Origin of the sequence: Flavihumibacter sp. UBA7668 (genome assembly GCF_002483205.1) — a bacterium.
Taxonomy (GTDB): domain Bacteria; phylum Bacteroidota; class Bacteroidia; order Chitinophagales; family Chitinophagaceae; genus Flavihumibacter.
The window spans coordinates 41620-62558 of sequence record NZ_DLHM01000007.1; the positions used below are offsets into that span (position 1 = coordinate 41620).

Annotated in this window: 17 protein-coding genes; 7 read left to right on the forward strand and 10 right to left on the reverse strand. The window is 42.4% G+C overall.

The annotated features are described in order from the left end of the window. Positions 1-54 precede the first annotated feature (54 nt). Genes B2746_RS17975 through B2746_RS18005 form a run of 7 tightly spaced genes read left to right on the forward strand, consistent with a single transcriptional unit; the run spans position 55 to position 10994 of the window. Complete coding sequence (locus B2746_RS17975; protein ID WP_290796872.1) at positions 55-3135, forward strand: SusC/RagA family TonB-linked outer membrane protein; 3081 nt, start codon at positions 55-57, stop codon at positions 3133-3135. Positions 3136-3170: 35 nt separating this feature from the next. Then, complete coding sequence (locus B2746_RS17980; RefSeq protein WP_290796875.1) at positions 3171-4841, forward strand: RagB/SusD family nutrient uptake outer membrane protein; 1671 nt, start codon at positions 3171-3173, stop codon at positions 4839-4841. Between the two features lie 17 nt (positions 4842-4858). After that, positions 4859-6406 carry a glycoside hydrolase gene (locus B2746_RS17985; RefSeq protein ID WP_290796878.1) on the forward strand — a complete coding sequence of 516 codons (1548 nt, stop codon included), beginning with the start codon at positions 4859-4861 and terminating at the stop codon, positions 6404-6406. Positions 6407-6436: 30 nt separating this feature from the next. Continuing rightward, positions 6437-7075 (forward strand): hypothetical protein, encoded by a 639-nt coding sequence (locus B2746_RS17990; protein ID WP_290796881.1) that lies wholly within the window; start codon positions 6437-6439, stop codon positions 7073-7075. 39 nt (positions 7076-7114) lie between these two features. Then, the gene (locus B2746_RS17995) at positions 7115-9040 is read left to right on the forward strand and encodes a glycoside hydrolase family 97 protein (RefSeq protein ID WP_290796884.1); all 1926 of its coding nucleotides are present in this window, start codon (positions 7115-7117) and stop codon (positions 9038-9040) included. Positions 9041-9054: 14 nt separating this feature from the next. Next, complete coding sequence (locus B2746_RS18000) at positions 9055-10050, forward strand: LLM class flavin-dependent oxidoreductase (RefSeq protein ID WP_290796892.1); 996 nt, start codon at positions 9055-9057, stop codon at positions 10048-10050. A gap of 38 nt (positions 10051-10088) precedes the next feature. Continuing rightward, entirely contained in the window at positions 10089-10994 is a 906-nt protein-coding gene (locus B2746_RS18005; RefSeq protein WP_290796899.1) for a DMT family transporter, read from the forward strand. A 266-nt stretch (positions 10995-11260) separates the two neighbouring features. Here B2746_RS18005 and B2746_RS18010 read toward each other — a convergent pair whose 3' ends face one another. The 10 genes from B2746_RS18010 to B2746_RS18055 all read right to left on the reverse strand — a co-directional run bounded on the left by B2746_RS18010 (position 11261) and on the right by B2746_RS18055 (position 20935). Continuing rightward, on the reverse strand, positions 11261-12088 hold the full coding sequence (locus B2746_RS18010; RefSeq protein ID WP_290796902.1) for an alpha/beta hydrolase: 828 nt from the start codon (positions 12086-12088) through the stop codon (positions 11261-11263). A 38-nt stretch (positions 12089-12126) separates the two neighbouring features. After that, entirely contained in the window at positions 12127-12816 is a 690-nt protein-coding gene (locus tag B2746_RS18015) for a hypothetical protein (protein ID WP_290796905.1), read from the reverse strand. 51 nt (positions 12817-12867) lie between these two features. Beyond that, entirely contained in the window at positions 12868-14682 is a 1815-nt protein-coding gene (locus B2746_RS18020; protein WP_290796908.1) for a bifunctional metallophosphatase/5'-nucleotidase, read from the reverse strand. 19 nt (positions 14683-14701) lie between these two features. Continuing rightward, on the reverse strand, positions 14702-15691 hold the full coding sequence (locus tag B2746_RS18025) for a c-type cytochrome (protein ID WP_290796911.1): 990 nt from the start codon (positions 15689-15691) through the stop codon (positions 14702-14704). A gap of 101 nt (positions 15692-15792) precedes the next feature. Then, entirely contained in the window at positions 15793-16590 is a 798-nt protein-coding gene (locus tag B2746_RS18030) for a sulfite exporter TauE/SafE family protein (protein ID WP_290796914.1), read from the reverse strand. A 98-nt stretch (positions 16591-16688) separates the two neighbouring features. Further along, positions 16689-17261 carry an RNA polymerase sigma factor gene (locus B2746_RS18035; protein WP_290796917.1) on the reverse strand — a complete coding sequence of 191 codons (573 nt, stop codon included), beginning with the start codon at positions 17259-17261 and terminating at the stop codon, positions 16689-16691. Between the two features lie 83 nt (positions 17262-17344). Beyond that, positions 17345-17539 carry a hypothetical protein gene (locus tag B2746_RS18040; RefSeq protein WP_290796920.1) on the reverse strand — a complete coding sequence of 65 codons (195 nt, stop codon included), beginning with the start codon at positions 17537-17539 and terminating at the stop codon, positions 17345-17347. A gap of 36 nt (positions 17540-17575) precedes the next feature. Beyond that, the gene (locus B2746_RS18045; protein WP_290796923.1) at positions 17576-18589 is read right to left on the reverse strand and encodes a LacI family DNA-binding transcriptional regulator; all 1014 of its coding nucleotides are present in this window, start codon (positions 18587-18589) and stop codon (positions 17576-17578) included. Between the two features lie 28 nt (positions 18590-18617). Next, on the reverse strand, positions 18618-19787 hold the full coding sequence (locus B2746_RS18050; protein WP_290796926.1) for a glycoside hydrolase family 76 protein: 1170 nt from the start codon (positions 19785-19787) through the stop codon (positions 18618-18620). Between the two features lie 8 nt (positions 19788-19795). Then, positions 19796-20935: a SusE domain-containing protein gene (locus B2746_RS18055; RefSeq protein WP_290796929.1), complete on the reverse strand. Its 1140-nt coding sequence runs from the start codon at positions 20933-20935 to the stop codon at positions 19796-19798. Between the last annotated feature and the right edge of the window lie 4 nt (positions 20936-20939).

Sequence of the window (20939 nt, forward strand, 5' to 3'; positions counted from 1 at the left end):
TAGTACTAAAGCCAATTGGCGATAGTATTCATTCACTTCAAAACAGCTTGCTTTATGGAAAGATTGCTTTCTTTCGGTCGGGTTCTCCGACTATTAGGATGTCTCATCCTGTTTCTATTTTCAATTCCTGTTCTGGCTCAACAACTGGTAACGGGCCGGGTAGTTTCAAATGGTACCGCTGTACAGGGTGCCACTGTACAACTGAAAGGTTCGGAACTAAGTGTACTGACTGATCAGGAGGGGCGGTTTTCCATTCAGGCCCCCGCCAATGGAGTTTTGATCATCTCACATATTGGCAACAAAACACAGGAGCTGACAATTAATGGTCAATCCGATTTATCCATCACCCTTGAAACTGATAATCAGAACCTGGGTGAGGTAGTGGTTATTGGTTACAACTCCCAGAAAAAGGGTAATCTGACCGGTTCGGTATCAGTGGTGAAAGGGGCCGATATAGTTAAAAGTCCCCAGCCCAATATTTCCAACTCCCTGGCCGGTCGCTTTTCCGGCCTGGTGATCAACAACCGCAGTGGTGAACCCGGTTATGATGGATCCAGTTTTACGATCCGCGGACTGGCAACTACCGGAAACAATGATGTGCTGATTGTAGTGGACGGGGTGCCCGGACAAATCGGCGGACTGGAACGATTGAACCCAAATGATATTGAGAGTATTACAGTATTAAAAGATGCTTCTGCCGCTATTTATGGAAGTCGCGCTGCAAATGGGGCCATTCTGATTACAACCAAGAGAGGCAAAACAGGGAAACCCTCCATTACCGCCTCCTATAATCAGGGTTTTTCTTCTCCCACCCGATTGCCTAAAATGGCGGATGCTGCTACCTATGCACAGATCAATAATGAAATTGATTTTTATAACAATCCGGCTGGAGGCATGAACCAGCGCTACTCGGATGAAGAGATTCAGCTCTTCAGAAATAGCAGCGATCCGCTGAATTATCCCAATACCGACTGGGCAAAAGAGACCTTGCAAAAATCTGCCCTGCAGTCCCAAACCAATATAGGATTATCAGGTGGTACAGAAAATCTCCAATACTATGTATCGGCTGGTTACCTTAACCAGGATGGCATTTACAAAAACGGGGCAACCAATTACAAACAATACAGTTTCCGATCCAATATTGATGCCTCCATCACCAAGCAATTTAAAATTGGCCTGTATTTGTCGGGCCGTCAGGAAGACCGGCAATTTCCGATAGCCGGTGCGGGAGATATTTTCCGTACCATTTACCGGGCTTATTCAACCATCCCGGCTGTTTATCCAAACGGATTGCCATCTTATGGAATTGAAGGCAACAATCCGGTATTCATGGCCACGGATCTGGGGGGCTTAACCAAAAACCCAACGCAGGTATTCAATGGGATCCTGAAAGGCAGTTATACTTTTGAATCTGTTAAAGGTCTTTCCCTTGATGGGTTTGTAGCTACGGATAAATCCTGGTCCTTTAATAAATCGTTTAGTAAACCATACACCCTGTATTCCTATAATAAAGGAACGGATCAGTATACACAGCGGGTGGTTGGAGGAGCTTCCGGCGCAGCCACGCTTTATCAAAGTCAAACCAACCAGACACAGTTAACCACCCATATAAAACTGAATTACCAGCGTATTTTTGGAGATCACTCCATCAGTACTTTTGTAGCAGTTGAGCAAAGCAAGCTGACACGTGAAGTATTCGGAGCATCCAGAATTAATTTTCCAACTACACAGACTCCCGAACTTTCACAGGGCGGAACAGCCGCTACCGATCGTGATAACTCAGGCAGCAGTTTTGCGTTTACCCGTCGTAGTTATATTGGCAAACTCGCTTATAATTTTCGCGAAAAATACCTGCTTGACTTACAGGCTCGCGTAGATGGATCTTCTACTTTTCCAAAAGGCAGCCAGTATGGCTTCTTCCCTTCTGTTTCTGCAGCGTGGAGAGTATCCAAAGAATCCTGGTTTCCACAGGGCAATGTGCTGAATGATCTGAAAATCAGAGCATCTTATGGCGTATTAGGGAATGATAATGTTGCGCAATTCCAGTATTTCAACAATTACTCCTTTGCAAACAATTATGTTTCCGGAGGAAGTATTGTACCCGGACTTGATCTGACCAAGCTGGCCAATCCAAATATTACCTGGGAAGAGGCAGAGAAAATGGATATTGGTATTGATGGTATGTTGTTCAACAGCCTGAATTTTGAAGTTATTTATTTCCAACAAAAGCGTTCCAACATACTTGCTACACGAAATGCGTCCATTCCATTTGTTACTGGTATTGTGAATCCTCATGGAGCAGCTTCACTTGTTCCATCTGAAAATATCGGCAGGGTAAACAACGCAGGTATTGAGGCAACCCTTGGTTATTCAAAAAGACGCGGGGATTTCCGCTATGGCATTTCGACAAATTTCACCTATACTAAAAATGAAATCATCTTTATAGATGAAGCGCCAGGAGTGCTGGAATATCAGAAACAAACCGGCCGTCCGTTAAACACCTACCTGCTGTATAAATCCATCGGAATTTTCCGGACAGAGGATGATATCAATAAATTCCCCCACTTAACGGGTGCACAACCGGGTGATTTGATTTATGCCGATATCAACAACGATGGAGTTATCAATGCGGATGATCAAATAAGAACAGACTATGGCAATATTCCGGAAATCATGTATGGTGCCGTTTTGAATGTTGGGTATAAAGATTTCGATTTGAATATGGTTTTCGCCGGACAGGCACGAGTAAACCAATATGTTTTACCTGAATCCGGAACTATCGGAAACTTTTACAGTAGTTGGGCAGATAATCGCTGGAGCCCAACCAATACCAACGGATCTTTTCCAAGAGTGGATACCCGTGCTTCTTCTTCAGTAAATGGTGGATTGTATAATAATACTTTCTGGCTGAACAATGCAGCTTTCCTGCGAATGAAAAATATTGAACTGGGTTATAACGTGAGTGGCAAGTGGATGAATGCCACCAAAATCCAGTCGGCCAGGCTTTATGTAAATGCCTTCAATCTGTTCACCATCACCAAAGTGAAAGATTATGATCCGGAAGGTTCTCAGCAAAGCGGTCAGTTTTATCCGCAACAGCGCATCATCAACCTGGGTGCACAGATTAGTTTCTAACAATACCTGATTCAGAAAAGATTAAACTACAACAAATGAAATTTCGTTCATTTAAAACAATAGCATTACTCGGGCTGCTGGCAACTGCCGGTTCCTGTAAGAAAGATTTTCTCGATATCAACCCAACAGACCGATTATCAGAATCTGCTTTATTGGGTGACTCCACTTTATTCGAATCCTTTGTACAAAACCGCTACCTCGGTGCAAGGTTGCAGGACAAGGAAGATATACCAGGGTTTGGACGGGGTTTCACCTGGGCTATGTGGACATCCTTAACAGATGAAGCAATCTACAACAATGATGATAATACCTGGAGTATCGTACGTGGTTTACTGGCTCCTGAGAACCTGGGAATTGCAGGAACTGTTTGGGGAAGAAGTTACCGCAGTATCAGGGAATGTAATTTCGCATTGGGAAATATTGACAAGGTTACTATAAGTGATGCGCATAAAAGCATGCTGAAAGCAGAATTACGGTTTATTCGTGCGTATCGCTATTTTGATTTGGTCACAAATTATGGTGGTGCTGTATTACTGGGTGATAAAGTATATAACCTTGGTGATAATTTTGATGACCCGACTGTTTATACCAGATCTTCCATTCAGGAAACTGTCAGCTATATATTGACTGAATTAACAGCTGCAGCAAATGATCTGCCGTTAAATAACAATTCATCCAACTGGAAATTAGGCCGTACAACAAAAGGAGCTGCTCTTGCATTGAAAGCCCGTATGGCATTGTATGCTGCAAGTCCTTTGTATGCTGCAGGCACCTGGGCAGACGCAGCTGCTGCTGCAAAAGCTGTGATGGACCTGAACAAATACAGCATTTATAATGGCGGGTATCGCCAGCTTTTCCTGACCCCGGAAAACAATGAAATTATTTTCCAGCGCTTGTATACAAGAAACGCTTCTCACTTCCCACTGGAGATTGCCTCTGCACCCAATGGTTATGGTGGCTGGGGTGGAAATACGCCTTTGCAAAACCTGGTAGATGATTATGAAACCATGGACGGACATAAAATAGATGACCCATCCTCAGGATATGATCCACAAAATCCGTATGCGAACAGAGATCAGCGTTTTTATGAATCAATTCTTTTCAATGGTGCAGACTACCGGGGAAGAAAAGTAGAGACTTTTATTCCGGGTGGCCGCGACAGTAAAGATGGAAATGAAAATTGGAATACCTCTAAAACCGGATACCTCCTGCTTAAGTTCCTGAATGATGCCTATCCGATTGATAATCCATGGGAGGTAGCCGGATTTCAACCCTGGATTTATATGCGTTATGCAGAAGTATTGCTGAACTACGCGGAGGCACAAAATGAAGCCGTTGGTCCGGATGCTACTGTTTACAGCGCCATCAATCAGATTCGTCAGCGGACGGGAATTAATATGCCTGTTTTGCCAGCGGGTGTAACTCAGGCAGAAATGCGCGAGCGCATCAGAAATGAACGTCGGATAGAACTTGCATTTGAGGAGCATCGTTTTTATGACGTGCGTCGCTGGAAAATTGCTATGGACACAGAAAATGAACCTGCATATGGCATGGAAGCGGTTAAACAGGGAAATGGTTCTATTGAGTATACCCGAAAAATTGCGTTAACCGGTCGCAAGTTTGAAGAGAAACATTATTGGCTACCTATACCAAGGGCTGAAATCCAGGCATTGAATGGAAAAATTCAACAGAACCCGGGTTATTAATTGAAAAAATATCAGCAATGCGCTTACTTAAAAAACTGACTCAACTGGCTTTATTGCTCATAGGACTGCAAGCCTGTGCACAAACCAACCAAACTGGAACAAATAAACGACCTGTTATAGAGGTTGTTGTTAACCCTGCTATTCAGTACCAGACAATTGAGCATTTTGGTGCTTCGGATGCATGGGCCTGCCAATTTGTAGGCAAATGGCCGGATGAGAAAAAAAATGCCATCGCTGATTTATTGTTTAGTACCGATACCCTGCCAAACGGAAGTCCGCGGGGTATCGGTCTTAGCATCTGGCGATTCAATATTGGCGGAGGCAGTATCGAACAGGGAGATGCCAGCGGTATCAGAGATGAATGGAGAAGAGCAGAATCCTTTATGGATAAAAATGGGCAACTGGATTTCAATAAACAAGCGGGACAAACCTGGTTTTTACAGGCAGCGAAACAAAGAGGTGTGCCTTATTATTTAGGCTTTGTGAATAGTCCGCCTGTTGCATTGACCAAAACCGGGAAAGCCTATGCACAAAACGGACAGGCTAATCTGGCACCAGAATCATATGTCGCTTATGCGAACTTCCTGACAGCAACGATTGAAGGTATTCATGCCAAAACCGGTGTGCGATTTGATTATTTAAGTCCGGTTAACGAGCCCCAAAACGATTGGAGTGATGGCGGACAGGAAGGAAGTCCTTACCTAAATTCAGAAATTTATGGCATTGCGCGTGAATTGAATGAACGATTTACTAAAGAAAATAGTTCAACCAAACTGGTTTTCTCAGAAGCTTTTGAAATTAAATACCTGCTGGGCGAATATGATAAACCTGGAAGAGGCAATCAGCTTACTGCTTTATTTTCGGCTGGTTCCGACGCATATTTGGGAAAATTAAAACAGGCAGAAAAAAGGATTGCCTATCACAGTTACCTGTCTTCATCACCCAATAGTAAAGCGATTCAAACAAGGAAAGAACTTGCACAGCAGGTTAAGGGCCTCGATGGATATAAGGTTTGGCAATCCGAATACTGCGTTTTGGGCGATAATGAAGGGGAGTTAAGAGGTGAAAAAAGAGATCTTGGCATGAACACAGCACTTTACGTTGCCAATCTGATTCATAACGATCTGGTATATGCGAATGCTACTGCATGGCATTGGTGGCTGGCAGTCTCTCCCTATGATTATAAAGATGGATTAATCTATGTTGATAAAAACAAAACTGACGGCAATTACTACGATAGTAAACTGCTATGGGCGATGGGCAATTACAGCCGGTTCGTTCGTCCGGGTATGATACGAATTGCTGCTGCGCTCAGCAATGAAGAAGAGAAGTTCACAGTAAGTGCCTATTTAAATCCGCTTACCAATAAAAAGGTTGTGATTGTAATCAACCGTAGCACGCTTGAAGTTCCGCTGGAGTTAAAAGACATGAATGGCAGCGTACAATCGCTTGACGGGTATGTTTCATATACTACTTCAGGAACACAGCGACTTCAGAAAAAGAAAATTACCGGAACCAGTCTGGTTATTCCACCAGGAACTATAATAAGTCTTGTGCAGGAATAGTCGAATCGATTTCAACTCAAATCATCCAACGTGGATCAAGTTTATTCGGAAGGACGTCTTCCCTGGATCCGGTATGTCCACCAGATTTCCGGCGCCCTGATTTCTGTATTTATACTGCTTCATTTATCCAATCATCTTTTTGCATTGTTTGGAGCCGACATGCATATTCAGGTAATGCAATTATTTCGGAAAATATACCGCTTTCCGCCTTTAGAAGGATTGTTATTACTTGCTGTACTAACCCAATTGCTAACCGGCATCAGCCTGGCATTCCATAAATGGAAAAACCAGCCGATTATGGTGAAGTTGCAGGTAGGAAGCGGGCTTTATCTATCGCTGTTTTTGATCTATCATATATGGTCCATTTTAATGGCAAGATTTGTATGGCTGGTGGAAACTGACATTCATTTTGCCAATGCGGGACTACAAACGCGGCCATCAATATATTTTTTTCTTCCTTATTACTCACTGGCGGTAATGGCCACCTTTCTGCACATAGCTACGATCCATTATAATAAATCAAGACAGACACTGCTATTAAAAAACAGTAACCCGCCCGATCTGCTCCGAATTAAAAAGCAAGCTGCTGGTATAATACTGACTGGATTTGTTGTAACTACGCTTATTATGCTTGGCCTGTGCGGATACCAGATTTTTACCGATATTTAATTGTTATTCTGACATTTAATAATCTTCCATTCGCCTGCTATGTTGTATGTACGAATTATCTTCTTGCTGATTTCAAGTAGTATTTCTGTTTTTGGAGCTGCACAGGATTTGGTTGTTACAAGTCCGGATGCCCATCTAACCGCAAAAGTAAAACTGCAGAATGGAGAACTCTGGTATCAGGTTTTTAAAGGAAATCAAGAAGTATTGCTTCCTTCCAGATTAGGGCTTCGGCTGCAATACCAAAATTTTCATACTGAACTAAGGTTTGTAAAACCTGGTGAAAGTTATCCAATAAGGGATTCATATACTATCAGGACCGGAAAAAAATTAAACCATGAATACCACGCAAACCGAAGAAGCATTTGGGTCAAGAATGCAGCAGGAAAGCAGATGGAACTAATTGTTCAGGTATCTGATGATGGCATTGCAATCAGGTATCATTTGCCTGATGCAGGTAATCAGGCAGAAGATTTGATCGAAGAATTAACGGGCTATCATTTCCCGGAAAGCAGCAGATCCTGGCTTCAACCAATGAGTGTAGCTAAAACCGGTTGGGAACAATCCAATCCTTCGTATGAAGAAGAGTATGCAATTGACAAACCAGTGGGACTTCCCTCCAAAGCTGGATGGGTATATCCGGCACTTTTCCGGTCCAATGGTACCTGGTTATTGATTTCAGAAGCGGCAGTAGACAGTTTGCATTGTGCAACCCGCCTGATCAATGATTCTGCCAGCTCCAACTATCAGACAGGCACACCTGATCCACGGGAGATATTTCCAGGAGGGAAACGCTATTCGCAGGTAAAAGGAAACTGGTATTCGCCCTGGCGGATTATTGCAATTGGCGATCTTTCGACCATAACGAGTTCAACCCTGGGAACTGATCTGGCACCAGGTTCCGTTTTGAACAAGGATTCCTGGGTGAAAGGCGGGCAGGCATCCTGGAGTTGGATCAATTCAAAAGATGACTCTATCGTTTATTCAGAGCAAAAAAACTATGTGGATTATGCCGCCCGGATGGGATGGGAGTATTGCCTCATAGATGTAAACTGGGATACCAAAATAGGATATGATAGCATTACTCAACTGGCCACCTATGCCTCCGGGAAAAATGTTGGATTGATCCTCTGGTATAATTCTGCAGGAAGCTGGAATACCACACCCTATCATCCCCGGGATTTGATATTAAGCAGCGCTTCCCGAAGAGCTGAATTCAGCCGGATTCAGAAAATGGGAATCAAGGGCGTTAAGATTGATTTTTTTGGGGGAGATGGGCAGTCAATGATTGCCTATTATCATGCCATTTTGAAAGATGCCGCTGACTTTCAGTTACTGGTTAATTTTCATGGCGCCACTTTACCGCGGGGCTGGCAGAGAACGTATCCGCATCTTGTAACAACTGAGGCTGTTAAAGGATTTGAAATGGTAAAATTTGGACAGGCATTTGCAGATGTGCAGGCGAAGCATTGCACCGTACTACCATTTACAAGAAATGTATTTGATCCGATGGATTTTACCCCAATGAATCTTTATAAAATACCAACCTCTGTACAACGAAAAACCAGCAGTGCATTTGAACTGGCCTTATCAGTGATTTTCTGGTCAGGCATTCAACACTATGCCGAATCTCCGGCAGGAATGGATAAAACACCTGAATATGTACAGGATTTTCTTCGCAACCTGCCTGATAGCTGGGAGGAGATGAAATGGATTGATGGATATCCGGGAGAATATGTAGTCCTTGCCCGAAAAAGCGGAAAGAATTGGTATATAGCAGGAATCAACGGTACCGATCAAACGAAAACAATTACGCTAAATTTAAAAGATTTAACATTTCAATCAGGACAGCTGATTAGGGATGGATTGAACGGAGATTTGTTTATAATGGAATCTGTTCCTATTAAAAAACAAGCTTTAACAATAACCATGAAGGCTCAGGGCGGATTTGTACTGGCGCTTCAATAGTATCTTTGCAGCCTATGAAGGCAATCCCCTATTCTATTCTTGAATTGGCCGTAGTAGCCAAAGATGCTACACCGGCAAAAGCATTTCAAAACAGTTTAATACTGGCACAGCACGCAGAAAAATGGGGTTATACCAGATTCTGGCTGGCTGAGCACCATAATATGGTTAGTGTGGCAAGTTCCGCAACTGTTGTATTGATCGGACATATCGCCGGAAGTACTCAAAAAATCCGTGTTGGATCAGGCGGGATTATGTTACCGAATCATTCCCCCTTTATTGTAGCGGAACAGTTTGGAACGCTTGGCACACTTTTCCCTAACCGGATTGACCTGGGGTTAGGCCGGGCTCCTGGAACAGATCAGCTTACGGCGCAGGCTATCCGGCCGGATCGGATGCAGTCTGTATACCAGTTTCCTGAAGAAATAAAACAGATTCAACAGTATTTTTCTCCAACAAATGCAGGATCAAAGGTCCGGGTGGGGGTTGCAGAAGGCGTGGAAGTTCCTCTCTATATTCTTGGTTCCAGTACAGATAGTGCACATCTTGCCGCAGCAAAAGGATTGCCGTATGCCTTTGCAAGCCATTTTGCCAGCACCCATTTGCTGGAGGCGCTTTCCATTTATCACCAGCGATTTCAGCCATCAGCACAACTTGAAAAACCCTATACAATAGCCTGTGTAAATGTAATTGCAGCAGATACAGATGAAGAAGCAGAGCGTTTATCAACTTCTTATTTGAAAATGGTGCTGGGAGTGATGACCGGACAAATCGACTATCTCCAGCCACCGACTGAAATGACGGATGAATTGATGGCTTTGCGGGAACATCCTGCCATGCAGTCTTTTTTGAAATACAGTTTTATAGGCAGCAGAGAAACGGTAAAACAAAAAATCAGTGAGTTTATTGAAACAACGAGAGTTTCGGAATTAATGATAACAACCAACCTGTTCCGGCTGGAAGATCGCCTGAGGTCCTATGAAATTACGGCCAACCTTATGAAAGAAGAATAAGTCATCTAGCAAGACTATTCCCTACTTTTGCAGTCCATATGGCAATCCCCAACCAAATTTCTGCATTTATTATGGCCTTGTTGGCTGCTGTCTTTTGGGGTATTTCCGGAACCTGTGCACAATATCTTTTCGAAGAAAAAGGATTGGAGCCTGCCTGGCTGGTCAGCTGGCGCTTATTAATTGCCGGAAGCATACTGATTTTATATGCGCTGCTCCAAAAAGACAGCGATGCCATTCGAATATGGAAAAATCCAAAAGACTTTACTGCACTATTGCTCTTCAGCATTTTAGGAATGGTAGCAGTTCAATTTACTTATTTCTACAGCATTAATTTATCCAATGCAGCAACTGCAACAGTATTACAATACATCGGCCCGTTATTTGTTGTGGCCTTTTATGCCATTAAGAACCGACGCTGGCCGGTATTGGTGGAATATGCATCGCTGGTTCTTGCATTAGGAGGTACTTTTCTATTGGTTACGCATGGAAGTTTTGAAAAATTGGTAATTTCCGAAGCGGCCCTGTTCTGGGGATTGTTATCCGCTTTTACGCTGGCATTTTATACGATCCAACCGGTACAATTATTACGAAAATATTCAGCAGCAACCGTTACTGGCTGGGGAATGTTTATAGGGGGAATAGTTATTTCATTCTTTACCAACCCCTGGCATATTCAGGGTACTTGGGATTTGGGTACCTGGCTGGCATTTGGATACATTATTGTTTTTGGAAGCCTGATTGCTTTTTACATTTTCCTTCGATCTGTAACAATAATTGGTGCACCCACTGCAAGTCTTTTATGCTGTGTGGAACCACTTGCAGCAGCTGGCGTTGCCGTACTTTGGCTGGATGTTCCTTTTGGCGGAATTGACTGGATTGGAACTTTTTGTATTCTTATTACGATTGTGCTGTTAACGCTTGGAACAAAAAAGAAAGCTTTCTGATTAACATTAATCAGAGAGTTGAAGCCTACAGAAGTCAGGGTGCCAAAAACACTTCATACGCATCCAATATCCGGAAATTTTACTTTATGGCCTCTTCTGACAAATTTGTTGCTGATAAAAGAGAATTCCTGCACATAAAGCGATGTGCTCAGGTGATTTTGGGTTATTAAGCTATTTTGAATTTCATAAAGACTAAAAAGTGGTAACCTATGATGATGTAGTAAATGAACGATCTTATTTTTATGGACTTTGATTGTGCTTCCTGATTATTCCGAAAATCGGATAAATGCATTATTAACAGCCTGATGAAGAATAGTTGCGTGGTTTTCAGTGGGTAAATAATCGAAAACGGTTTTGATAGCTGAGTTAGGGATCAGTTTTATTTTTTCATACAGCAAATTGGCATCCACTTCCATTACACGTGGATTTTTACCGGGAGTTAGCCCCTCTTTCCCAACTGCAATATAGATGCTTATTGTGTCTTTTACTGCTTCTTCAAGTAAATTGGAAGGGATTGTCAAATGCTCCGCATTATTCCACCACAAACTCGGACTTACAATTATATACTTATTAAAAAGGGAGGGGCGTTTCAGAAGTATCTCCGTTGCAAACAGGCCGCCAAAAGACTGACCGATGATTGTTTTGGATTTACTGGTTTTAAATTTTTTCTGAATGAACGGCTGTAATTCTTTCTCAATAAAATCCATAAATCGTCCGGATTGTCCTGCAGTTGGAAAAGATGTTCGTTGTTCTTCCAGTATTGAAGGATTTGTAAAATCTCTTCTGCGATCTACGGATGCAATACCAACAACAATTGATTTCGGAACCCGGTTAACCCATTCAAAAGAATTAAATTGCACCAATCCGGCTATATGGATAAAATCTTCATCGGCCGAGCCATCCAACAAATAAATAACGGGATAACTGGTTGTGTCATTTGAGTTATATCCCTCCGGCAAATAAATATTGAGTATCCTTTTTTCTGAGAGTATAGTGGAATTCAGTTCTTCAATAACTCCCAGCACAAAAGGCTTGGGCTGGGAAAAACCTGCAAATGGGAATAGAAAAAACAATAGATACAAAGCGCATTTCATATTTCAAATCTCTTTCTTTTATTTAAAAAGTAAGCGATTTAATTAATTGTTTGCTCTATTAATATTCCATTTAAGATGTGCCAGACCATATAATGACCCAATCGTAAAAACAGCGAAGCAGAAAATCCGGCTTTTCTATAATACCAGACCTGAATAAAATTCATGGCAAATCCGGATAAAACAGCATAGATAATAAACCATAATGGTCCACCTGGCAATTGCTCAATAGGTTCCCGAATGGAACTAAGAATGGCGATAATCCAAAAAGCAGGAAGCCAGTATTTCCCTTCTTTTATTTTAGCAAAAATCAACAGCACGAGGGTTACCGGAATTAACCGATAAAATAGTTCTATTTCAAATGCACCCGAACTATATAAAAAGATTGAATAGGGAAATGGTTGTGTGTAAGGGGGTAAACTGGTATGAGGCTGGTCTCTTAATACATATTCTATCAGTATCAAATCAGCCAGTCCGAATACAATTCCAATCAAAACAGGCTGTAGGATTCTTATTGAGATTGGAATTTTTGCATCCCAAAGCTCCGGCAAACGGGCGGGTTTTTGGAAAAAAAGAAAGGGTATCCCAATAGTGATCAGCGCTATATTCGACCATGGCCATAATCTCAGGTCGGGATATGTTTCAATTAATTGACTCCCATAAATGATTCCAATAACCGCAAGGGCAATAAAGAAAAGATAAAATAAAACAGACGATCGGTATTGCAGCATAATGGTGAAACTACAATCCTGCCAGAATCAGCAAGAACCGCTCATATAATTCTATCGGAATTCGTATCCAAATCCCATTAACTGGGTCAAGAGAGAGTTGGGTGCATCTGTTGCAGTACACCGACCTTCCAGTTTGGGTGCGATTGGGGAATTCACTGACAGGTATTCCTGAATAACACTGTGAAGGGTGGCCCCCAATCGCTTGGGCTCCTTCACTCCTTCTACCCTGCAAATCGTAGTATCCGGATCACCTTCCCGTTCGCAGGCTACAAAGCTGTAAGTTTTGAATTTATCGAGTGGCTTTCCGCCTACTTTAATCCAGTTCACCCGCTGACCCAAATCTTTTGCAATGGTAAAATTGACCTGCATACCCTGAAAGCGAACCACCCATCCCCCAAATCGTTTAGCGGGGTCTTTTGCGAATGCATTCTGCAATTCTTTTTCCATCCAGTTCCACAGTTGTTCTCCTGTGATCGTTCCCCGCTTTGCTTCACTGTCTACGGGTAGCATATTCCATAAATAATCCATGGTGATATCTGCTTTCCCGGTTTTGGGATCCGGAACCAGTGGCGGACAAAAACGGAAGCCATTACTCAGGGCAATATCCGGTTTAAATTTCCACATGATGGCGTCTGTGATAAAATTATCCATGGGAGTTTCAATCACATAATAGCGAACCAGCGGTGTTTTTGTTTGGCCGATTACGCGATGCAGGATTTTTTTGTAGGGTTCCCGGGCGGCTTCAATCAGGTTTTTCATTTCCGGATCTTCCGGATATTTTTCCGGATCCACATCCAATAATTGATAGGATTGATCTTTTATAATTCCATCTTCCATAACGATATCAAGGCGGGCCAGAAAGGAACCAAATGCACCAGGTTCAGTCACCTTTGAATGCACCCCCTGAATTGGTTGTCGAACACGTTCATGCGTATCTGCTCCCAAAATATAATCAGCCCCTTTTACATGCTGCAAATTGGACAATCCGATTTGTTGTGCCAATCCCATATGCGTAAGGAGAAATACCATATCGCATTGTTCATACTGCTTAAGGAGTCGGATGTATTTAGCAACATTTTTTTCAGGTGGTGTAAAAGTGATACCATCACTATAAGCTGGCGATTGCCTTTTGGGAGTAAGCGGATCATTATAACCGATGAATCCGATTTTTAATCCTCCTATATGTTTTACAAAATAGGGAGGAAAGATCAGGTCGCCATTTAATTCATCTGCAGTATTATGAAACATGTTGGCGCATACTTTTACTCCATCATAGGCGAACATGTCTTTCATCATCATTTCTTTTCCATACACCACTTCCCAGTTTCCCGGCAACATGATATCGTAACCAATATTATTCATCAGGGGAACGATGGCTCTTCCCCCAGTAAGGGCTGCAACTCCACTACCCTGAAAACAATCACCTCCGTCAATAACCAGGGTATTCGAGGGATTTTCTTTTCTGAGCTGGTTGATCATGGTTTTGAGGGTTGCCATTCCGCCTCTTTTTTTATAGACCACCTTTCCATTTTCAATGAAAAACTCATCGTGCACCAGCAACTGGGCATGGATATCTGCTGTGTGTAAAATAGTAAAGCGATTAGCCTTACCAGTTCGTATAGCTTTGTTACGCTCGATTTCCTTCAATCGAGACAGTCCTTCATCCGGATTGAGTGCAGATGCTGCCATTGGCGATGCCAGCAAACCACCGCCAATTCCAAGTCCGAGTCCGAGTCGGCCTGCATTGCGTAAAAAATCACGCCGACTGTTTTCGCTGATTTTCAGGTGAAGTTCTTTTTCTGCCTGTTGAAGCTGCTCCTGATAACAGGTGCTGCAACTGCAATTAATATGAGTGGGTGTTGGCATGGCAATCGTTTACCGGAGTTTATTTTTTATTACTTACCGCCGCTTTTCTTGCGGCTATAATTGGTTCAAATGGCCCGTATTTATGCTGCATTTCGGAGAAGCCATCAGCAAACGGACCAAAAGGATGATCAATTGGTTTTTTGGAAATATCCGGCCAGTCATTGCGAATATCTTTAACCGGTCTTGGTTGTGAATTTACGAATGCAGCCAGATCCCAGGCGTCTTCATCGCTCAGAGCGGGAAATTTGTGGGATGTCTGATTAAAGGGCATGTTGTCTTTGATATAGCCTGCAAATCTCGAAAGACGATAAAGTCCGGCTCCGGTATTATAACTATTTGCTCCCCATAGCGGCGGGTAAGCATACTCGTTCCCTTCAAGGGAAAGGAGTCCTTCACCGTTGGAACCATGGCAGGACTGGCAACTGGCTTTGTACAGAATATTACCTCGGACAGGATCCGCTGCGCGATTCAGATAACTAAGTTCGCTAATTCCGGCTCCATCCGGCTTAGTTCCTTTTTTGACATCTTGCCCTACCCACTTAATATACGCAACAATGGCTTTCATTTCTTTTCCTGAGGTATCAATTGCGGTACCATTCAGACTTCTTTCAAAACAATCGTTTACTCTTTTGGGAATAGTTTCCAGACTGCCGCTGCGATCTCTGAATTTGGGATAGGTAGATCCCACTGAGGCGTAATTATTCCCCCAGATGCGGGTTCCGGCATCGAGGTGGCAATTCTGGCAATTCATGCCGTTGCTGAATTTTGCGACAGTTCCTTGTGGTCCGAAGTATTTTGACGTATGTGTAATTAACTCTTCGCCATAGATAACCTGTTCTCTTGCTTCGCCTTCCAGCACATAGTCGAGGTATAAACTGGGAGGCTGCCAGCCTGGTTTTTCGACCAGGCGGACAGGCTGTTCTTTCTCACGCAACCATGACACTCCCAGTTGATATGCAACAACAACTACTACAATTGTGAATAATATGGCAGGGAAGATATGTTTCATGTGTCAGACAGGTGTTAGAACGTTGTTAGAGAGTTATCAGATACGTGTTAGAACACTCTGAGACAGGTGTCTGATACCTATCTCACTGGTGTCTGACGTCTTTATAAAAAAAGCTCTTTTATGATGATGTAAATGCCCATGACCAGAACAAACCAGCCAAATCCTTTTTTCAGGCTATCCGCAGAGATTTTTTTACTGAGTTTGTTTCCGATAAAGATACCAATGATAGCCAGTCCGGTTACTGTCAGCAGAAGCTTCCAGTCCATTGAAGCATTTTTAAGATCCCCGGTAAAGCCGATCAGCGATTTTGCTGCAATAATCAGCAGTGAAGTTCCAATTGCCTGTTTCATAGGAAGTTTACTCAGCAACACCAGGGCAGGAATAATCAGAAACCCGCCACCTGCGCCAACCAGTCCGGTTAACATCCCAACGACAACACCTTCCAATAAAATCAATGGATAATTGAAATGCTGTTCTGTAACTACTTCTTCCTCCACTTCTTCTTTCTTGCTTCGAATCATGGAAACAGACGCAAATACCATCAACACTGCAAACAGCAACATCATCAGAATTGATTTGGTAAATACCATCCCCCCAATAGTAAACAGTTCATCCGGAATAGCCGGCACAATGAAAGCCCTGGTTGCATATACAGCAAGGATGGAAGGAATACCAAAAATTAAGGCAGTTTTCAGGTTGATTTCATTTCCCTTGTATTTCGGAAAACTACCAACCAAACTCGTTGAGCCAACAATAAAAAGTGAATAGGCCGTTGCAACAACCGGCTGAACCCGAAACAGATAAACCAAAACCGGTACTGTAAGTATAGAACCTCCTCCCCCAATTAATCCGAGAGAAATTCCAATTATAAGCGAAGCTATGTACCCTGCGATTTCCATATCCTTTGTATTTGAAAACAAAGATGAAACATCGCAAATCGGATTTTGGTGATGGTAGTCACACAGCTTGTGTGACACTAGTCACTCTATGACAAAGCTTATTCTGACCGGTTAAATTCTTGAAGATCCTTTCTGATAAGTTGAAGTGCCTTACTAATATGCTTTTCCACCGTACTAACAGAAATCGCCAGATGGTTGGAAATGTGCTTATTAGATTGAAACTCCCATCGGCTCAGACAAAATACCTGACGGCATTTTTCCGGTAAAGAAGAGATCGATTTATGTATGGTATGTTGCAATTCTTTAGCCTCAATATTTTTTGCAAAATCGATTTTGCATTGAGCGTTTAAAAAAAATTGCTGTTGGTATCGAACACGTACTGCCTGCGCCCTCATTTCATTTAAAAGCTTGTATTTCAACGCCTGCATAAGATATGCCTGAACTGAAACCGTGAATTGAACCCGCTGTTTATTCTGGTATAAGCTTATAAAAATTTCCTGAATTAAATCTTCCGCCTTTTCACGAGAACGAATCCTCCGGTAGGCGGTATCCATCAAAATCGACCAATACCGACAGTATAGGACCTCAAAGGCCTGGGAATCTTCCTGACGAACCCTGTTGAAGAGCTCCTCATCCGATAGTTTTTCATACAGCAGTTTAGAAGATAGCATGCAATTCGTTTAGGTAGCCAAATTAATACTTAAATAAGGGAATAGTATAGTAGAAACGCTAGAATTAATAGTTAATACGACATTTAATCCATTTTATTCCTCAATTTCCGCAAACCGAGCGTACGAAACTTTTCAATTTCTTCCTCATTTAGCGAACTGGTGAAGGAACCAGCCGAATCAAAAGAATTGTACCATTTATCCAATTGCCTGCATTCTTCATCTGTAGCATTCCCATTCAGGTATTTGTCGATTAATATGTCTATATCAGGTGGATACATGCCAATAAATATAATATTTATTTTGAGTTCCTTTAATCAGGTAGAGTTGCGAATAACCATTTCAGGTTGTTTTAGATAATTCTCAGCAATGGTTGGCGAATTTTTATCCAGTTGCTTCATCAATAAATGGATAGCTGATTTGGCAATATCCCTGATTGGTTGCCGAATGATAGTAATGGAAGGTGAATACAAACGGAATAAATCATGATCATCAAAACAAAGTATCGCCAAGTCCTCCGGAATCTTCTTTTTGGCATATTGCACTGCTTCCAAACCACAAATCCCTAAATAATTGGTTGCAAAAAATACCGCATCCACTTCAGGATGCTCTTTAAAAAACAACCCAATCGCTTCTACAATTTGCTCCTGACTATTCTGATAGGGCAAATTTAAAACCAGGGACTCCTGAAGATCAAGATGCCACTGCTGCAAAGCGATGTGATAGCCGCGCTCCCGTTCTTTCATCTGGATCTGATCAAGGTCAACCGTTACAAGAGCAATGGATCGATACCCTTTTTTAAGGAGGTGCTCCATCCCCATCATTGCCCCTGAAAAATTATCAACCAAAACCGATGGCACATCCAGCAACGGAAAGTACCGGTCCATCAGTACCACAGGTTTACCCGTCAATTTCAGTTTCCGAATCTCCGCTTCCATTCCAGGGCTGGGAGTAATCAGGTATCCATCTACCTGCTGGGAGGTTAACATGGCGATCAGCTCCCGTCCCTTATCATTATCATTCTCCGTACTGCAATACACTATTTTATAGCCACTCGCATAGGCCTCTTCTTCAATTGCTTTGGCAAGTGTTGCAAAAAAAACATTGGAGATATCCTCTACAATCAGGCCCAGCGTTTTTGAATAACCGGTACGCAGACTAACAGCAGTTTGCAGGGGACGATATCCTGTTTCATCTGCAATTTTCCGGATACGATCCGCCACCTCATCACTGATTCTTTGCTCACGGGCCTTGCCATTTAATACCAGGGATACCGTGGATGGCACCACACCTGCTTTGTTGGCAATATCTTTAATTGATATTCTTTTCATGTATTGCTGACTAATGCAGCAAGGCAAATTACAAATTATTCTCCTCCAGTACCGCAGCCATTTCAATCAGCATGGCGCCGCTTAACTGAATCGTAAGGTCCGTAGATGCACCCGGAGGTGTTTTCCAGTAGGATCCGAATAATAAATAATTTTTATCCGTACCGCTTGTCCATAAGGTTTTTGCATTATGCTTCAAATAATTCACATATCGACCCTTATCAGAACTCAGCATACCCGGTGTAAGAATCAGCTCAGTACAATACCGAACAAATACTCCTTTAAATAAACCACCATCTCCACCGCCTTCATCTTTTAAAAGATTATCTGTAAAATTAGTCAGTACATTATCTGACAATGTAAAGTTGGCTGCCTGGATCGCATCATTCAGGTAACCACTTTCATTCGTAATCTTGAACAATTCAACCGCTGCCCCTACAAACAACCCCTGATTATAGGTAAACTTCCAGGTAGTATTCCGAACACCATCATTATTGTCATTCATACCATCGTATACCCAGCCGGTACTCCGGTTATATAAACTGTCCTTTATCCAGGTGTAAATTTTTTTAGACCAGACAAGGTCATCCGGATTATTAAACTCTTTGTATAAGCGGGCAGCTAATATGGCAGCCGGACCATTGGCAGGTGTATTCTTATAGTACGGCATTGCTTTTCTCCAGGCTATTCCTCCCCCCATCGTAGCATTCCATCCATTTTTCAGATCTGCCCATAATACATCCACTGCATCTTTATATTTCTCATCACCAGTAGCCTTAAACGCTCTTAACATAGCCAGCGCATTCCATCCCATATCATCATAAAACTCATTGATAAATGTATTGCCATTTTTTACCGGCACTCCGGTGAACCATTTATCCATATAGTCTTTATACACCTGACTACCTGTACGTTCATATGCGTCTACCAAAACATCCAATCCATGTGCCTGAGGCCAGTAATGAAAATTGGTATTGATATTTTTTTCATTAAAATAATTACCAGAAGCATTCCAGAATTTGGATACCAGTGATTGTGTACTGCTGTCTGCTGCCAGTGCCCAGTCAATTTCTGCTTCATTCTCCCCTCCAGTACCATCATCAATTACACCTGGATCATAATCCTTTCTGCAACCAGTACTGAGCAGGACTAATGTAACGCCAGCAATTGCCGCCAGTGATTTAAAATGTACAAATCTCATACTCGGGATTATTTAATGATGATCTCGTGATTGTATGCAGCGTCCGTTTTAAAATTAACCAGCATATCAACATGTTTCATATCCGCTTCTGTCTTGAACTTGAAACAGTAATCCCATTGGTTTACATTCTGCTTGTAGATATTATACCAGGCAGCTGCAGTACCTGCATCCGGTCTTGAATTATCACGATTTACACTTCCCCAATCTTCTTCAAATTCATTCCCGTCAGAACTTTTTAGTTTCATCCGGAATTTATAGCGCTCATCACGGCCCCAGCCTTCCTGTCTGAATTCAATGGGAACATCAGCTGCTTTAAATACACCACCACCCTCATAGTCAAGTTCAGCCTGCAGGCTATTGTTTGGTGCAAACCAAAATCCAAGTCCGGTTATTTCAGTGATGCTAAAAGCAGCATTATTGAAATCAAGAACAAGCCGATATATCTGGGTGCCGGTTGCCGGACTGGCAACAGCTTCTCCTTCTTTCAGGAAACTTCCTTCTACCTGATAGGAAGTAATGGTTCCGCTGGTTCTGTTTACAAATCTGTAAGAGCCAGATTTCAATGAAGTATAAATTTCAAATACACCGGCACTGGTTGATTTCAGCTTTATTGCATTTGCCAGATCAGCGCCTGCTTCTGTAGCATCACCGCTAAGGAAAACCTCATTGGGGATTTCAGCAAAACCAGCCGGACGCTCCACTTCAATTGTTCTAACCAACTCGGATCTTTTCATATTGGTTCCTTTAGAAGCGATAACAGCCCAACTCATTTTACCCGTTTCAAGCGAACCAATACCCGCCATATCCGCTATGCGATTAAGTTCTTTGTGACTAAGAGACAAACGATTCTGTACGCCGTTCCCATCTGATGTTATCTTGTAAATTGGTTCAGAGAAATCACCCCCCTCTTCATCAAATGCCACTTCATACATTACCAGCGCTCCGTCTTCTGCTTTAGCATGATCCCATTCAAAACCCACAGATGCAGAAGTTGCAGGCTCTAATTTAACAAACACATTATCGTTTGGCGCATAATACTGTGTTACACCGGTAATGTTCATATTAATGTCTCGATCATTCCTGGAACAGCTGATGAATGCTGTTGCTAACAGGAGGCAACCAGTGATGGTTAAAAGCAATCTATTCATATAA

Coding starts and splice junctions, on each gene's coding strand:
- B2746_RS17975 (WP_290796872.1), top strand. CDS start 55: ATGGAAAGATTGCTTTCTTTCGGTCGGGTTCTCCGACTATTAGGATGT.
- B2746_RS17980 (WP_290796875.1), top strand. CDS start 3,171: ATGAAATTTCGTTCATTTAAAACAATAGCATTACTCGGGCTGCTGGCA.
- B2746_RS17985 (WP_290796878.1), top strand. CDS start 4,859: ATGCGCTTACTTAAAAAACTGACTCAACTGGCTTTATTGCTCATAGGA.
- B2746_RS17995 (WP_290796884.1), top strand. CDS start 7,115: ATGTTGTATGTACGAATTATCTTCTTGCTGATTTCAAGTAGTATTTCT.
- B2746_RS18000 (WP_290796892.1), top strand. CDS start 9,055: ATGAAGGCAATCCCCTATTCTATTCTTGAATTGGCCGTAGTAGCCAAA.
- B2746_RS18005 (WP_290796899.1), top strand. CDS start 10,089: ATGGCAATCCCCAACCAAATTTCTGCATTTATTATGGCCTTGTTGGCT.
- B2746_RS18010 (WP_290796902.1), bottom strand. CDS start 12,088: ATGAAATGCGCTTTGTATCTATTGTTTTTTCTATTCCCATTTGCAGGT.
- B2746_RS18015 (WP_290796905.1), bottom strand. CDS start 12,816: ATGCTGCAATACCGATCGTCTGTTTTATTTTATCTTTTCTTTATTGCC.
- B2746_RS18020 (WP_290796908.1), bottom strand. CDS start 14,682: ATGCCAACACCCACTCATATTAATTGCAGTTGCAGCACCTGTTATCAG.
- B2746_RS18025 (WP_290796911.1), bottom strand. CDS start 15,691: ATGAAACATATCTTCCCTGCCATATTATTCACAATTGTAGTAGTTGTT.
- B2746_RS18030 (WP_290796914.1), bottom strand. CDS start 16,590: ATGGAAATCGCAGGGTACATAGCTTCGCTTATAATTGGAATTTCTCTC.
- B2746_RS18035 (WP_290796917.1), bottom strand. CDS start 17,261: ATGCTATCTTCTAAACTGCTGTATGAAAAACTATCGGATGAGGAGCTC.
- B2746_RS18040 (WP_290796920.1), bottom strand. CDS start 17,539: ATGTATCCACCTGATATAGACATATTAATCGACAAATACCTGAATGGG.
- B2746_RS18045 (WP_290796923.1), bottom strand. CDS start 18,589: ATGAAAAGAATATCAATTAAAGATATTGCCAACAAAGCAGGTGTGGTG.
- B2746_RS18050 (WP_290796926.1), bottom strand. CDS start 19,787: ATGAGATTTGTACATTTTAAATCACTGGCGGCAATTGCTGGCGTTACA.
- B2746_RS18055 (WP_290796929.1), bottom strand. CDS start 20,935: ATGAATAGATTGCTTTTAACCATCACTGGTTGCCTCCTGTTAGCAACA.